This window comes from Streptomyces aculeolatus, from assembly GCF_020400605.1.
Taxonomy (GTDB): domain Bacteria; phylum Actinomycetota; class Actinomycetes; order Streptomycetales; family Streptomycetaceae; genus Streptomyces; species Streptomyces aculeolatus.
This window is the reverse complement of record NZ_JAINRD010000005.1, coordinates 267,854-283,230: the sequence shown is the minus strand read 5'-3', so window position 1 is coordinate 283,230 and position 15,377 is coordinate 267,854. Positions and strand designations below refer to the sequence as shown.

The 15,377-nt window shown below is 72.1% G+C and carries 14 protein-coding genes and 1 riboswitch; of the genes, 9 read left to right on the top strand and 5 right to left on the bottom strand.

The window, feature by feature from the left end:
- Positions 1–180: 180 nt before the first annotated feature.
- The 4 genes from LG396_RS11900 to gcvT all read right to left on the bottom strand — a co-directional run bounded on the left by LG396_RS11900 (position 181) and on the right by gcvT (position 4,601).
- Complete coding sequence (locus LG396_RS11900) at positions 181–1,563, bottom strand: L-serine ammonia-lyase (RefSeq protein WP_037743191.1); 1,383 nt, start codon at positions 1,561–1,563, stop codon at positions 181–183.
- Positions 1,564–1,691: 128 nt separating this feature from the next.
- Positions 1,692–2,960, bottom strand: coding sequence for a serine hydroxymethyltransferase (gene glyA / locus LG396_RS11895; RefSeq protein WP_225794697.1), 1,269 nt, complete (start codon positions 2,958–2,960; stop codon positions 1,692–1,694).
- A 55-nt stretch (positions 2,961–3,015) separates the two neighbouring features.
- Complete coding sequence (gene gcvH / locus LG396_RS11890) at positions 3,016–3,390, bottom strand: glycine cleavage system protein GcvH (protein WP_225794696.1); 375 nt, start codon at positions 3,388–3,390, stop codon at positions 3,016–3,018.
- Between the two features lie 77 nt (positions 3,391–3,467).
- A complete protein-coding gene (gene gcvT, locus LG396_RS11885; protein WP_037743199.1) occupies positions 3,468–4,601 on the bottom strand; it encodes a glycine cleavage system aminomethyltransferase GcvT in 1,134 nt (377 codons plus the stop codon).
- A 156-nt stretch (positions 4,602–4,757) separates the two neighbouring features.
- Positions 4,758–4,854, bottom strand: a riboswitch (glycine riboswitch).
- A 165-nt stretch (positions 4,855–5,019) separates the two neighbouring features.
- On the opposite strand from gcvT, the gene LG396_RS11880 reads away from it, so the two are divergent.
- Entirely contained in the window at positions 5,020–5,583 is a 564-nt protein-coding gene (locus LG396_RS11880; RefSeq protein WP_225794695.1) for an AAA family ATPase, read from the top strand.
- Between the two features lie 106 nt (positions 5,584–5,689).
- On the opposite strand, the gene LG396_RS11875 is transcribed toward LG396_RS11880, so the two are convergent.
- A complete protein-coding gene (locus LG396_RS11875) occupies positions 5,690–6,277 on the bottom strand; it encodes a hypothetical protein (protein WP_225794694.1) in 588 nt (195 codons plus the stop codon).
- 131 nt (positions 6,278–6,408) lie between these two features.
- On the opposite strand from LG396_RS11875, the gene LG396_RS11870 reads away from it, so the two are divergent.
- The 8 genes from LG396_RS11870 to LG396_RS11835 all read left to right on the top strand — a co-directional run bounded on the left by LG396_RS11870 (position 6,409) and on the right by LG396_RS11835 (position 15,306).
- On the top strand, positions 6,409–7,182 hold the full coding sequence (locus tag LG396_RS11870) for an enhanced serine sensitivity protein SseB (RefSeq protein WP_018838898.1): 774 nt from the start codon (positions 6,409–6,411) through the stop codon (positions 7,180–7,182).
- A 132-nt stretch (positions 7,183–7,314) separates the two neighbouring features.
- Positions 7,315–8,115: an enhanced serine sensitivity protein SseB C-terminal domain-containing protein gene (locus LG396_RS11865; protein ID WP_018838899.1), complete on the top strand. Its 801-nt coding sequence runs from the start codon at positions 7,315–7,317 to the stop codon at positions 8,113–8,115.
- A 350-nt stretch (positions 8,116–8,465) separates the two neighbouring features.
- Entirely contained in the window at positions 8,466–9,464 is a 999-nt protein-coding gene (locus LG396_RS11860) for an ABC transporter permease (RefSeq protein WP_018838900.1), read from the top strand.
- 89 nt (positions 9,465–9,553) lie between these two features.
- Positions 9,554–11,314: an ABC transporter substrate-binding protein gene (locus LG396_RS11855; protein WP_443729178.1), complete on the top strand. Its 1,761-nt coding sequence runs from the start codon at positions 9,554–9,556 to the stop codon at positions 11,312–11,314.
- Positions 11,315–11,389: 75 nt separating this feature from the next.
- Positions 11,390–12,397 carry an ABC transporter permease gene (locus LG396_RS11850; protein WP_225794693.1) on the top strand — a complete coding sequence of 336 codons (1,008 nt, stop codon included), beginning with the start codon at positions 11,390–11,392 and terminating at the stop codon, positions 12,395–12,397.
- Positions 12,394–13,491, top strand: a complete 1,098-nt coding sequence (locus LG396_RS11845; RefSeq protein ID WP_037743217.1) for an ABC transporter ATP-binding protein — start codon at positions 12,394–12,396, stop codon at positions 13,489–13,491. Before LG396_RS11850 ends, LG396_RS11845 begins: the two co-directional genes overlap by 4 nt.
- The gene (locus LG396_RS11840) at positions 13,488–14,618 is read left to right on the top strand and encodes an ABC transporter ATP-binding protein (protein ID WP_018838904.1); all 1,131 of its coding nucleotides are present in this window, start codon (positions 13,488–13,490) and stop codon (positions 14,616–14,618) included. The genes LG396_RS11845 and LG396_RS11840 overlap by 4 nt, the downstream gene beginning before the upstream one ends.
- A gap of 25 nt (positions 14,619–14,643) precedes the next feature.
- A complete protein-coding gene (locus tag LG396_RS11835; protein ID WP_018838905.1) occupies positions 14,644–15,306 on the top strand; it encodes a trimeric intracellular cation channel family protein in 663 nt (220 codons plus the stop codon).
- Positions 15,307–15,377: the final 71 nt, after the last annotated feature.

Here is a 15,377-nt window from a genome sequence, read left to right as displayed (position 1 = left end):
CGCACGAGGCGCCTCCCGGCCTTCGGCGGCGCGGGCCGAAGGCCGGGGCAGGGGGCCAGGCGGACGCGCCGGGTCAGAACCGGAGCGGCCCCCGCGGCGCCCGGCCCTCGGACCGCGCGGGCGGGCGGTGGCCGGCAGCGCGCGGCGGGCGGGGTCCGGCGACTCACGACGCAGCGGTCGTCAGCACTCCACCACGTTGACCGCGAGGCCGCCGCGGGCGGTCTCCTTGTACTTGACCTTCATGTCCGCGCCCGTCTCCTTCATCGTCTTGATCGCCTTGTCGAGCGAGACGAAGTGCTGCCCGTCGCCGCGCAGCGCCATGCGGGCCGCGGTGATCGCCTTGACCGCCGCCATGCCGTTGCGCTCGATGCACGGGATCTGGACCAGGCCGCCGATCGGGTCGCAGGTCAGGCCCAGGTTGTGTTCGATGCCGATCTCCGCGGCGTTCTCCACCTGTTCCGGGGTGCCGCCCAGGATCTCGGCCAGACCGCCGGCGGCCATCGAGCAGGCGGAGCCGACCTCGCCCTGGCAGCCGACCTCCGCGCCGGAGATGGAGGCGTTCTCCTTGAAGAGCATGCCGATCGCGCCCGCCGCGAGGAGGAAGCGGACCGCGGTGTCGTCGTCCGCGCCCGGGACGAAGTCCGCCGCGTAGTGCAGGACCGCCGGGATGATGCCCGCCGCGCCGTTGGTGGGGGCGGTGACGACGCGGCCGCCGGCGGCGTTCTCCTCGTTGACGGCCATGGCGTAGAGGGTGACCCACTCCATCGCGTGCGCCGCCGGGTCGCCCGCCGCGCGGAGCTGGCGGGCCTCGCCCGCGGCGCGGCGGCGGACCTTCAGGCCGCCGGGCAGGATGCCCTCGCGGGCGGTGCCGCGGGCGACGCACTCGCGCATCACCCGCCAGATCTCCAGCAGTCCGGCCCGGATCTCCGCCTCCGTGCGCCAGGCGCGTTCGTTCTCCAGCATCAGCGACGACAGCGACAGGCCCGTCTCGCGGGTGCGGCGCAGCATCTCGTCGGCGGTGCGGAACGGGTGCTTCAGCGCGGTGTCGTCGAGCTTGATCCGGTCCTCGCCGACCGCCTCCTCGTCGACGACGAAGCCGCCGCCCACCGAGTAGTACGTCTTCGCCAGCAGCGTCCCGCCGTCCACGTCGTACGCGGCCAGCGTCATGCCGTTCGCGTGGTACGGCAGCGAGCGGCGGCGGTGCAGGACGAGGTCGGTGTCCGCGTCGAAGGGGATCTCGTGGTCGGGCCCTATCTCGGCGCCCAGCAGGTGGAGCCGCCCGCTGGTGCGGATGCGCTCCACCTCGCCCTCGGCCCACTCGATGTCGACGGTGCGCGGCGAGTGGCCCTCCAGGCCGAGGAGGACGGCCTTCGGGGTGCCGTGGCCGCGGCCGGTGGCGCCCAGGGAGCCGAAGAGTTCGGCCCGTACGGCGGCGGTGTGGGCCAGCAGGCCCTCGTTCTTCAGCCGGCGCGCGAACAGCCGGGCCGCCCGCATCGGGCCGACCGTGTGCGAGCTCGACGGGCCGATGCCGATCGAGAAGAGGTCGAAGACGGAGATGGCCACTCGGGACTCCTTTGTCCTTTCGTGGGGCGTGCGCGAGCGGGCTGCGGGATCGCAACGGCTCGCACGTACGTCCCCGGGGCCCGGCGGTCCGCCGCGTGGGCACGCGGCCGGCCGCCGGGCCGTACGGGCTACAGGCCGGGGTACAGCGGGTGCTTGGCGGCCAGGGCCGAGACCCGGGCGGCCAGGGCGGACTTCTTCGCCTCGTCGAAGCCCTCCTTGAGGGCCTCGGCGATGACGTCGGCGACCTCCTCGAAGTCCGCGGCGGTGAAGCCGCGGGTGGCCAGCGCCGGCGAGCCGATGCGCAGGCCGGAGGTGACCATGGGCGGACGCGGGTCGTCGGGGACCGCGTTGCGGTTGACGGTGATGCCGATCTCGTGGAGCCGGTCCTCGGCCTGCTGGCCGTCCAGCTCGGAGTGGCGCAGGTCGACCAGGACCAGGTGGACGTCCGTGCCGCCGGAGAGCACCGAGACGCCGGCCGCGCGCGCGTCGTCCCGCAGCAGCCGCTCCGCCAGGATCCGGGCGCCGTCCAGGGTGCGCCGCTGCCGCTCCTTGAACTCCTCCGAGGCGGCGATCTTGAACGACACCGCCTTGGCGGCGATCACGTGCTCCAGCGGCCCGCCCTGCTGGCCGGGGAAGACCGCCGAGTTGATCTTCTTGGCGAGGGCCTGGCGGGAGAGGATGACCCCGCCGCGCGGGCCGCCGAGCGTCTTGTGCGTCGTCGTGGTGACGATGTCCGCGTACGGCACGGGGCTGGGGTGCAGGCCCGCGGCCACCAGCCCGGCGAAGTGCGCCATGTCGACCATCAGCAGCGCGTCGACCTCGTCGGCGATCCGGCGGAAGCCGGCGAAGTCGAGCTGCCGCGGGTACGCCGACCAGCCGGCGATGATCAGCTTCGGCCGCCGCTCCTTGGCCAGCCGCTCGACCTCGGCCATGTCGACCAGGCCGGTCTCCGCGTCGACGTGGTACGCGGCCACCTCGTACAGCTTGCCGGAGAAGTTGATCTTCATGCCGTGGGTCAGGTGCCCGCCGTGGGCCAGGTCCAGGCCCAGGATCGTGTCGCCGGGCTTGAGCACCGCGAACATCGCCGCCGCGTTCGCCGACGCGCCCGAGTGCGGCTGGACGTTCGCGGCCTCGGCGCCGAAGAGCGCCTTGACCCGCTCCCGGGCCAGCTCCTCGGTGACGTCGACGTGCTCGCAGCCGCCGTAGTAGCGGCGGCCGGGGTAGCCCTCGGCGTACTTGTTGGTGAGGACCGAGCCCTGCGCCTCCAGCACGGCGACCGGGGCGAAGTTCTCCGAGGCGATCATTTCGAGGGTGGACTGCTGGCGCTTGAGCTCGGCGTCCACTGCGGCGGCGACCTCGGGGTCGACCTCGTGGAGCGAGCCGTTCAGAAGGGACATGGGACCTTCCGTGGAAAGAGGGGGACGCGGGCGGGCGGGGCTGCGGCGGCGGAGCTCAGCCCGCGGTGAACGCGGTGTACTCGGCGGCGGACATCAGGTCGGCGGACTCGCCCGCGACGCGCACCTTGAACAGCCAGCCGTCCTGGAACGGGCCGGAGTTCACCAGCGCGGGGTCGTCCACGACGTCCTGGTTGGCCGCGGTGACCTCCCCGGTCACCGGCGCGTAGAGGTCGGAGACGGACTTCGTCGACTCCAGCTCGCCGCAGGGCTCGCCCGCGGTGACCGTGTCGCCGACCTCCGGGAGCTGGACGAAGACGACGTCGCCGAGCGCGTCCGCGGCATGGGCGGTGATGCCGACGGTGGCGATGCCGTCGTCGGTCGCGACCCACTCGTGTTCCTTGCTGTAGCGCAGGTGCTCAGGGTTGCTCATGAGGCGATTCTCCAGGATCGGGACGTGAGTGACGTAACGGGGCGCAGGCGGCGGGGCCGGCCGCCGCCTGCGGAGGGTCAGGGGCGCTTGTAGAACGGCAGGGCGACGACCTCGTACGGCTCGTGGCTGCCGCGGATGTCGACGCCCACGCCGGTCGCCGCCGCGGGCCCCGGCTCCGCGTGCGCGGCGTCCACGTACGCCATGGCGATCGGCTTGCCGAGCGTGGGGGAGGGGGCGCCGGAGGTGACCTCGCCGACCGGCCGGCCGCCGGCCACCACCGCGTACCCCGCACGCGGCACCCGGCGGCCCTCGGCGACCAGGCCGACCAGCACCCGCGGCGGCTCGGCCGCGGCGCGCTCGGCGGCCTGTTCCAGCGCCTTGCGGCCGACGAAGTCGCCGGGCTTGTCGAGCTTGACGACCCGGCCGAGGCCGGCGTCGAAGGGCGTGAGCGCGGTGGACAGCTCGTGCCCGTACAGCGGCATGCCGGCCTCCAGCCGCAGGGTGTCGCGGCAGGAGAGCCCGCAGGGCACCAGGCCGTCGTCCGCGCCGGCGGCCGTCAGCGCCGCCCAGACGGCGGGCGCGTCCGCGGGACGTACGAACAGCTCGAAGCCGTCCTCGCCGGTGTAGCCGGTACGGGCGATGAGCGCCTCGGCGCCGGCGACGGTGCCGGGCAGGCCCGCGTAGTACTTCAGGCCGGCCAGGTCCGCGTCGGTGACCCGGCCCAGGATCGCCGGCGCCTTCGGGCCCTGCACGGCGATGAGGGCGTACGCCTCCCGGTCGTCCCGCACCTGTGCGCCGGGGAAGCCGGCGGCCCGCTCGACGAGGGCGTCCAGCACGACCTGGGCGTTGGCGGCGTTCGCGACGACCATGTACTCGTCGTCGGTGAGGCGGTAGACGATCAGGTCGTCGAGGATGCCGCCGTCCTCGCGGCAGATCATCGTGTACCGGGCGCGGCCGGGGCGCACGGCGGAGAGCCGGCCCACCAGGGCGTAGTCCAGCAGGGCGGCGGCCCCGGGGCCGGTGACGGCGATCTCGCCCATGTGGGAGAGGTCGAAGAGGCCGGCGCGGGTGCGCACCGCGACGTGCTCCTCGCGCTCGCTGCCGTAGCGCAGCGGCATGTCCCAGCCGGCGAAGTCGGTCATGGTGGCGCCGAGGGCGCGGTGCGTGGCGTCGAGCGCGGTACGGCGCGGTGCAGGGCTCTCAGTGGTCATCGTCTGGCTCCCGGACAGGGGGTGGTCGTGTCCTCCCCATCTGTCATCGGAACCTGAGAGGTTCGCCACGATCCCGCGGGAGCGTGGCTTGCACCTTGGGTGGGGCGGCGCCGGTGCACGCTGTGCTCCAGAGCGTCGCCCGCTTTTCAGATCTGCCTCGCCCGCGCGGTGACGGTGCCTGAGAGATTCAAGGGAGGACTTGCTCCTTCGGCGCCCGGTGCGACTGGCACCGGGACTCTCCCGCGCGGGTTCTGACGGCCGGTATGCAGTTGGCGGGCCCATCATTGCACGCCATGCCGATCGCGGGACAGGGCGGAGAAACCGGGAGGCGGTCTTCCGTTGCGTCCTTGTCGAGCCCCGCCGGTGTTGCGACGCTTGTGGACGGCAGGCGGCGGCGGTGCGGGGCGTGGGAGGCAGCGTGACGGTGGAGCAGGCGGCCTCCAGGGAACGGCTTCGATATCCGGAGGGGGACATCGTCGTGATCTCCGGGCTGCCGGGGAGCGGCAAGAGCACCCTCATGCGGCGTACGCGGCCGCCGGAGGAGGTGCTGCTGATCGACTCGCAGTACGTGCGCGAGCGCTGGGCGCGCAAGCTGGGCGCACGGCTGCCGTACGCCGTGTACCGGCCGTTAGTCCGGATCGACCACTACGCGCGGCTGCGCATCGCGGTGCGCGCCGGCGGCAGCCTCGTCGTGCACGACTGCGGCACGCTGCCGTGGGTGCGGTGGTGGCTCACCAGGCAGGCCAGGCGGTACGGGCGCGGGGTGCACGTCGTGGTGCTGGACGTGCCGGCCGAGGTGGCGCGGGAACGGCAGGAGCGGCGCGGGCGCGTGGTGTCGCGGTACGCCTTCGTCCGCCACCGGTGGGCGCACCGCAGGCTGCTGGACTGGGCGCGCGCCGGCCGGCCGGCGGTGGGGTGCGACTCGGTGCTGGTGCTGGACGGCCAGGCGGCGGGGGCGCTGCGCTCGATCAGCTTCGGCTGAGCCGTACGGGCCGCCGCACAGGGCACGGGCCGCCGCGTACGGCAGGAGCCAGGGCCACGGGCGGCTCACGGGCCCGCGCACCGCACGAGCCGCGGCCGCGGGCCGCTTACGCGCCGGACTCCGCGGGCAGCCGCGGCGGCACCGCCGCGTTCGCCGCCGGCGCCCCGGGCACCTGCCCCGCCGGCACCAGCCCGCTGACCGCCGTCGCCCCGAGGACCCGTACCAGCGCCGCCACGGCCACCGAGGCCCGCCGGTCCACCGCGGCCCTGTCGCCCGCCTCCCCGGCCCGTACCAGGCCGGCCAGCTTCTCCCGCAGCGCGGCGACGGCCTGCGCCAGCGCGGTCGTCTGCTGCGCCTTCATCGACTTGACCATGCCCTGGCCCTCCGCCGCCGCTCCCACCGCGTCCAGGTGGGAGCGCACGTCGGGCAGCGTGCGCGGGTCCAGCCGGCCGCCGCCGGCGACGGCCTGCTGGACCTGCTCCACGGTCCGCGCCGTGCCGGCGGTGAGCTGCCCGAGCCGGTCCAGCAGGTGCAGCGTCGAGGGGTCCACGTCGGCGGCGGCCGGGGCCGCGGGCCGCCCGTCGGGGTGCCCGCGCCCGGCGGTGTCCCCGGCGGCCGCGATGGGCCCGGCGACGCCGAGCACGGCGGCGGCGACGGCGGTGGCGGCGAGGCCGGCCATTCGGTTCGTACGCATGGAAAACGGGCTCCCTGTCGCGAGGTCCGGTGGGTGAGAGGGCTCCACCGTGTGCAGGTGCGGCCTTCGCCCGCGAGTGCTCGCAGCCGTTAGGGTGCCGACGTTCATCCCCCGAGAGTTGGCTGGTCCCGATGAGCTTCGACTACCGCTCCCCGCAGCCCCCCGCCACGGGCGGCTTCCCCGGCAACGAGCTGGAGGAGGTGCTCGCCGCCTCCCTCGGCAACCCGCAGGCCGCGCCGCGGCTGCTGGAGGTGCTGGGCCGCAGCAGCCTGTGGGTGCCGCTGCCCGAGGGCGGCGGCCCCGACAGCCCCTCGCTCGGCGTGCCGACGACCGACATCGGCGGGGCGCCGTACGTGCCGGTGTTCTCCTCGCAGGACGAGTTCCTGCGGGTCACCGGGACCCACATGTCGTTCACCGTCGCGCCGGCCCGCGAGTTCGCCCGCGGGCTGCCGCCGCAGGTCGGCATCGCGGTCAACCCCGGCGGCACGGTCGGGGTGCCGCTGCCGCCGGCGGCGGTGGCGGAGCTGTGCCGGGACCGCGCGTCGGCGCGGCTGCCGGGGGAGGCGCGGGGCGGCCGGGTGCGGCTGTTCACGCCGGACTGGCAGGACGACCCGGTGGACTTCCTGGCCGCCGCCCGGGAGGAGTTCGAGCGGACCGGGGTGGTGCGCAGCGCGCGGAGGGGGCTCGCCAGCGTGGAGGCCGGCGCGGAGCAGCTCTACATCGGGGTCGAGCTGCTGGACACGTACGACGAGAGCAGGCAGGCGACGGTGGAGGCGCTGGGCCGCGCGCTCGGCGCGCAGCCCGTGCCCTGGAAGGTGCAACTGGTCTTCCTCGACGCCGCGGTGGACCCGGTGATCACCTGGATGCGGGCCAAGGTCGAGCCGTTCTACATCCGGGTCGGCTGACGCTGTCAGGCTCTAAGCTGGTTTGATGACCTTTCCGGGCGTACACGCCTGCCCGGGAGCGGCGGCGGCCGAGACGAAGGGTTGGGGCCCAGGGTGAACGGGGGCGCGAGCGGGAGCGCGCAGGGAGCGGGCGTGGACCAGTTGGTCCGCCAGGTGGCTCCCGGCAGGTACGACGCGTACGAGGCGCTGCTCGCCGCGCTGGCCGCCGGGCGGGTGTGGATGCTGCTCTGGCAGGGCCGCCCGGACACGCCCGACGCGCAGTACGGGAGCATGCAGGTCGAGGGCCACGCCTACGCGCCCTGCTTCAGCTCCGACCGCGAACTGGCCGCCAGCGGCTGGGCCGGCGCGCACGAGCCCGTCGCCGGCGCGGAGATCGCCGCCGCGCTCTACCCCGACCGCTGGGGCCTGTGGCTCGACCCGCACGCCGCCGGCGGCGGCGTCGGCGTCCCCTGGCTCGACCTGCGCCGGGTGGCCACGGGCCTGGACCGGCTGCCCGCGGGCCCGCTGCGGATCTCCGAACCGGTCGTGGACGTCGCGCAGTTCTACGCCCTGCTGGGCCAGACCGCCCACCGCACGCCCGCGGTGCGCACGCTCTGCCGGGCCTGGGTGCAGCCGGCGCTCGGCGAGCCGTACCTGGCCGTCGGCATCGACCTGTACGACACCGGGCCGCAGTCCGTCGCCGCCGCGCAGGCGATGATGCAGGAGTCCGTGGCCGCCGTGCCGCCCGGCCTGGCGGTCTCCACGGTGGCGCTCGCCGACGACCACGACCCGGTCGCCATGTGGATGCGGGCCAACTCCCGGCCGTTCTTCGACCGCGGCGCCCACGGCGGCGGCCCGGCCGCCCCGCCCGCCGGCTACGGCTATCCGCCGCCGCACTCCGCGGGCGGCGCCCAGCAGTCCGGCTGGCAGCCGGGGCCCGCCCCGCAGTTCTGAGCGGCGCGACCCCGCCATATCCGTACGTGTCCTGATATCGGACCGACGGAGATCCGCTCAGCGGCGGTCGGATGTCCGGATAACGGTTATCCACTGCATCGCATCACGTTTGCGCATCCATTCCCCTCGGGGTCTGGCGAGTGATCGCAGGCGCATTGAAGACTCCCCCCGGCGGGAAGCTGTCGTTCCCCTGTGCGACGACACGTCTTCACGCACACGCACTACCGACACCAGGCACTACGGCACCACGGATCACGGCACCACGGCATGACTTGCACCAGCGAAGCGATTGAGCCGCTACCGCGGCAGACGACGGCGGGACGCCGCCGCTCGAGAGGGGTCCCCACAACATGACGGCACCTATCGAGACCACCGGCGCCACCGAGGCGACGCCGGAAGCTCTCGTCGAGGGCGTGGACAAGAGCCGGATCGAGGGCCGTTCGCTCGGGCGCATCGCCTGGATGCGGCTCAAGCGCGACCGCGTCGCCATGGCCGGCGGCGTCGTCGTGGTGCTGCTCGTCCTGATCGCCGCGCTCTCCCGGCCGATCCAGTCGATCTTCGGGCTCGACCCCAACAAGCTCAACCAGGACCTCGTCGACCCCTCCCTCTCCACGCCGTACGGCTCCTTCGGCGGCATGAGCTGGGACCACCCGCTGGGCGTGGAGCCGCGGCTCGGCCGCGACATCGCCACCCGCATCCTCGAGGGCTCCTGGGTCTCGCTGCTGGTGGCCTTCGGCGCCACCATGGTCGCCGTCGTGATCGGAACCGTCCTCGGCGTGATCGCCGGCTACTACGGCAAGTGGGCGGACACGATCATCAGCCGGACCATGGACACGTTCCTGGCCTTCCCGGTGCTGCTCTTCGCCATCTCGATCTCGGCCGCGCTGCAGGGCGGCGCGTTCGGCCTGAAGGGACTGCAGCTCCACATCGGCGTGCTGATCTTCGTCATCGGCTTCTTCAGCTGGCCGTACATCGGCCGCATCGTCCGCGGACAGACGCTCAGCCTGCGCGAACGAGAATTCGTCGAAGCGGCCAGGAGCCTGGGCGCGCGCGGCCCCTTCATCCTCTTCCGGGAGCTGCTGCCGAACCTGGTGGGGCCGATCCTCGTCTACTCCACCCTGCTGATCCCCACCAACATCCTCTTCGAGGCGGCGCTCAGCTTCCTCGGCGTGGGCATCCAGCCGCCGCAGGCCTCCTGGGGCGGCATGCTGAGCAGCGCGATCGACTACTACCAGGTCGATCCGATGTTCATGGTCGTACCGGGCGTGGCGATCTTCCTGTCCGTGCTGGCCTTCAACCTCTTGGGCGACGGGCTCCGGGACGCACTCGATCCCAAGGGCCGCCGATGACCCCGAAGACCCCAAGAAGCAGCCTGGGCGCGGCACCCGCCGTTCCCGCTCTCGTCCCATCACTCCGAACCAGGAGGCAACGCCTCACCATGAAACTCAGGTCGAAATCAGCCGCCATGCTCGCGGTTGCCGTCTCGGTCGCGCTGACCGTCTCCGCCTGCGGCGGTGGCAGCAACGACGACGGCGAAGGCGAGGGCGAGGGCGGCGGCGCCGCCGCGAACGCGGCGATCGATAAGGTCCTCAACGCCTCCGACAAGAAGGGCGGGACCCTCGTCTACGAGTCGGCCGACGTGCCGGACTCGATGGACCCGGGCAACACGTACTACGGCTACATGTGGAACTTCAGCCGGCTGTACGCGCGCTCCCTCATGACCTACGCCCCCGGCCCTGGCGCGCAGGCCGCCGAGCCGGTGCCGGACCTCGCCGAGGGCCCCGGTGAGGCCACCGACGGCGGCAAGACCTGGACGTACAAGATCAAGAAGGGCGTCAAGTACGAGGACGGCACCGAGATCACCGCGGGTGACGTCAAGTACGCCGTCGAGCGGAGCAACTACGCCCGCGACGTGCTCTCCCTCGGCCCGAACTACTTCGCCCAGTACCTGCAGAACCCTGACGACTACAAGGGTCCGTACAAGGACAAGAGCGAAGAGGGCATCGCGTCCATCGAGACCCCGGACGACCACACGATCGTCTTCAAGCTCGACCAGGCGTTCCAGGAGTTCGACTACCTCGTCGCCATGACCCAGACGGCGCCGGTGCCGCGGGACAAGGACAACGGCTCGGACTACCAGAAGAACATCGTCTCCTCGGGCTCCTACAAGTTCGAGAGCTTCGACCTGGACAAGTCCGCGACCCTGGTCCGCAACGACCAGTGGGACCCGAAGACGGACAAGATCCGCAAGCAGCTCCCGGACAAGATCGAGGTCCGGTTCAAGGTCAACCCCGAGACCATCGACAAGAACATCGAGGCGGGCAAGACCCACGTGATGTTCGACGCCCTCGGCGTCACCGCTCAGACCCAGTCGCAGATGCTGCGGGACAAGTCGAACATGCTCGACAACCCGACCGGCGGCCGGCTCACCTATCTGGCGATGAACACCCAGCTCGCGCCGTTCGACGACGTCAACTGCCGCAAGGCCGTGGAGTACGCCGTCGACAAGGACTCCTCCATGCGCGCCCTGGGCGGCGAGCCCAAGGGTGACATCGCCACCACGGCGCTGCCGCCGGACGTGCCGAGCCACGAGGCGTACGACGACCCGTACGCCACCGAGGGCAGCAAGGGCGACGTCGACAAGGCCAAGGCGGCGCTGAAGGAGTGCGGCCAGCCCGACGGGTTCGACACCGTGCTGACCGCGCGCACCGAGCGGCAGGACGAGATCGACAACGCCACCGCGATCCAGGCGGCCCTGAAGAAGGTCGGCATCAACGCCGAGATCCAGAAGTTCCCCGGCGGCAAGTACTTCACCGACTTCGCGGGCTCCAGGAAGTGGACCCAGGACAACAAGGCCGGCCTGTACATGATGCAGTGGGGCTCCGACTGGCCCAGCGGCTACGGCTTCCTGCAGCAGATCGCCAACGGCGGCGCGCTCGGCGAGTCCGGTAACACGAACATCTCGTACCTGGACGACCCGGAGATCAACAAGCTCCTGGACGACTCGATCGCGGACCCGGACAAGGCGGCCCGTGCCAAGGCGTACGCCGAGGTGGACAAGAAGATGCTGGAGACGGCGGCGATCGTGCCCCTGTCCTACTTCAAGGTCCTGCACCAGCGTTCGGACAAGGTCACCAACCTGGTGGTCTCGCAGGCGTTCAGCGGTCAGTACGACTACCTGAACCTCGGCCTGAAGTAGCACCCCCACAGGCTGCGCGGGCGGTGCCCTCACCGGCACCGCCCGCGCCGCCCGGACCGTGGAAGGCACGCCCTCGTGTTCGCGTATCTCATCCGGCGGCTGATGGCCGCAGTGGTGCTGCTGTTCGTCGTGAGCGCCATCACCTACGCCATCTTCTTCGTCCTGCCGCGGCTGGCAGGCAGCACCCCCGATCAGCTCGCCGCGCAGTACATCGGCAAGAGCCCGGACCCCAAGACCATCGACGCGGTCAAGCAGAACCTCGGCCTCGACGATCCCGTCTACGTCCAGTACTGGGACTTCATCCGCGGCATCTTCGCCGGCCGGGAGTTCAACTTCGGCCCCGACCCGGCGCAGTGCAACGTCCCCTGCCTGGGCTATTCCTTCCGCGACCACCAGGAGGTCTGGCCGGAGATGCTGGACCGGCTGCCGGTCACCGCGTCGCTGGCCATCGGCGCCGCCGTGCTGTGGCTGATCTCCGGAGTGACGACGGGCGTGATCTCGGCGCTGCGCCCGGGGTCGTTCTTCGACCGCGCGGCGATGGGCATCGCGCTGGCCGGCGTCTCGCTGCCGATGTTCTTCACCGGCACCGTCGCACTGGCGCTGTTCACCTTCCACTGGCAGATCTTCCCGAACGAGTTCACGCCGCTCACCGAGAATCCGGTGCGCTGGTTCCAGGGGTTGATGCTGCCCTGGTTCTCACTGGCATTCCTCTATTCCGCGCTCTATGCGAGACTCACACGCGCCGGAATGCTGGAGACCATGGGTGAGGACTACATCCGCACCGCCCGCGCGAAGGGCCTGAAGGAGCCGGTGGTGATCACCCGGCACGGGCTGCGCTCGGCGCTGACCCCCATCGTGACCATCTTCGGCATGGACTTCGCGCTGCTGCTCGGCGGGGCGGTGATCACCGAGACGGTGTTCTCCTTCAACGGGGTCGGCTCCTGGGCGGTGCAGTCCATCAACGAGAACGACCTGCCACCGATCCTCGGTGTGACGTTGTTCGCCGCCTTCTTCATCGTGATCTGCAATCTGGTGGTCGACTTCGTGTACGCCGCCATCGACCCGAGGGTGAGGGTCTCGTGACCGGTCTGACGAAGACGGGCGCCGTCGGCGAGCCGGTGCCCGCCGGCACCGAGGCGTCGGCGTTCCTGGACATCCGGGACCTGAAGGTCCACTTCCCGACCGACGACGGCGTGGTGAAGTCCGTCGACGGGCTCTCCTTCCAGCTGGAGAAGGGCAAGACCCTCGGCATCGTGGGCGAGTCCGGCTCCGGCAAGTCCGTCACCTCGCTGGCCGTGATGGGCCTGCACACCGCCGGGCAGTACGCCAAGCGCCGGCGGGCGCAGCTCTCCGGCGAGATCTGGCTCAACGGGCAGGAGCTGCTGTCCGCCGAGCCCGACACGGTCCGCCGGCTGCGCGGCCGCGAGATGTCGATGATCTTCCAGGACCCGCTCTCCGCGCTGCACCCGTACTACAAGATCGGGTACCAGATCGTGGAGGCCTACCGGGTCCACCACGACGTCGACAAGAAGACCGCGCGCAAGCGGGCCATCGAGATGCTCGACCGGGTCGGCATCCCGCAGCCCGACAAGCGCGTCGACGACTACCCGCACCAGTTCTCCGGCGGCATGCGCCAGCGCGCGATGATCGCGATGGCGCTGGTGAACAACCCCGAGCTGCTCATCGCCGACGAGCCGACGACCGCGCTCGACGTCACCGTGCAGGCGCAGATCCTCGACCTGATCCGGGACCTGCAGAAGGAGTTCGGCTCCGCGGTCATCATCATCACCCACGACCTCGGCGTGGTCGCCGAGCTGGCCGACGACATCGTGGTGATGTACGGCGGCCGGTGCGTGGAGCGGGGCTCGGCCGAGCAGATCTTCGACCGGCCGCAGCACCCGTACACCTGGGGCCTGCTGGGCTCCATGCCGCGCATCGACCGCGAGGCCACGGACCGGCTCATCCCGGTCAAGGGCAGCCCGCCGAGCCTCATCAACGTGCCCAGCGGCTGCGCTTTCCACCCCCGCTGCCCCTACGCGGACGTGCCCGCGGACGACGCCAGCCGCACCGTACGGCCCGAGCTGCGCGAGGTCGGCTCAGGCCACTTCGCCGCCTGCCACATGCGGCAGGAAGACCGGGAGCGCATCTACACCGAAGAGATTGCGCCGAAGCTGTGAAGGACGAGGCTGTGCCCGAGAAGAAGGCCGACAAGGCGAGCTCCCCCGCCCCCGCAGCGGGGGACGGGAAGGCGACCGCGACCATCCCGGGCGCGCGGATGCGCAAGAAGCCCGTCGAGGGCGCCGAGCCGCTGCTGAAGGTCTCCGGGCTGACCAAGCACTTCCCCATCCGCAAGGGCCTGCTGCAGCGCCAGGTCGGCGCGGTGCAGGCCGTGGACGGCATCGACTTCGAGGTGCTGCCGGGCGAGACCCTGGGCGTGGTCGGCGAGTCCGGCTGCGGCAAGTCCACCATGGGCCGGCTGATCACCCGGCTGCTGGAGCCCACCGGCGGCACCGTCGAGTTCCAGGGCCGGGACATCACACACCTGAGCACCGGCCGGATGCGCCCGCTTCGCCGCGACGTGCAGATGATCTTCCAGGACCCGTACTCCTCGCTGAACCCGCGGCACACCGTCGGCACCATCGTCGGCGCCCCGTTCAAGCTGCAGAACGTGCGGCCCGAGGGCGGGGTGAAGAAGGAGGTCCAGGGGATCCTGGAGCGCGTCGGGCTGAACCCCGAGCACTACAACCGCTACCCGCACGAGTTCTCCGGCGGCCAGCGCCAGCGCATCGGCATCGCCCGCGCGCTCGCCCTGCAGCCGAAGCTGATCGTCGCGGACGAGCCGGTCTCGGCGCTGGACGTGTCCATCCAGGCGCAGGTGGTCAACCTCCTGGACGACCTCCAGCAGGAGTTCGGCCTCACCTACGTGATCATCGCCCACGACCTGTCCGTCGTCCGGCACGTCTCGGACCGGATCGCGGTCATGTACCTGGGCAAGGTCGTCGAACTGGCCGACCGCACCAGCCTGTACCAGGAGCCGCTGCACCCGTACACCAAGGCGCTGATGTCCGCGGTGCCGGTGCCGGACACCAAGCGCCGGCAGCAGCGCGAGCGGATCCTGCTCAAGGGCGACGTGCCCTCGCCGATCGCGCCGCCGCCCGGCTGCCGCTTCCACACCCGCTGCTGGAAGGCCACCCAGGTCTGCAAGACCAAGGAGCCCCCGCTGCTGGAGCTGAAGCCCGGCCGGCGCACCGCCTGCTGGCACCCGGAGAACGCGCCCGACCAGGCACCCGACGACAAGGCGTAGGCACCGCCGGAGCACGAACGGGGGCGTGGTGTCCGACGAGCTGTTCACCCCGTCCCTCCAGCACTGGCTGGACCTCGCGGGGATCTTCGTCTTCGCGATCTCCGGCGCGCTGCTCGCGGTCCGGAAGAACTTCGACGTCTTCGGCATCGGCGTGCTCGCGCTGGCCACCGGGCTCGGCGGCGGCGTGCTGCGGGACCTGGTGATCGGCGCGGTGCCGCCGGCCGCGTTCACCGAGCCGGGGTACCTCTTCACGCCGCTCGTCGCCGCGCTGCTGGTCGTCTTCCTCCACCCCGAGGTGGAGCGGATCACCAGCGCGGTCATGGTCTTCGACGCCGCGGGGCTCGGGCTGTTCTGCGTCACGGGCACGCTCAAGGCGTACGAGTACGGGCTCGGCCTCACCTCCGCCGCCGTCCTCGGGCTGACCAGCGCGGCCGGCGGCGGCGTGGTGCGCGACCTGCTCGCCGGCGAGGTGCCGTCGCTGCTGCGCTGGGACCGGGAGATGTACGCGGTGCCGGCGCTGGTCGGCGCGGCGGCCACGGCGCTGCTGATCCGCTTCGACCAGGTCGAGCCCGCCACGGCGACGGCCGCGGCGGCGCTGGCGTTCGTGCTGCGGCTGCTGGCGCTGCGCTACCGCTGGCGGGCCCCGCGCGCCTGGCAGCGGCGCAGCAGGGCGGCGGGGGAGGGCTGACGCCGCGGGCCGGGGGCGGGGCCCGTACGGCCGGAAGGCGGCGTTCGGCGGGCGGGGCGTGCGCCGTAGAA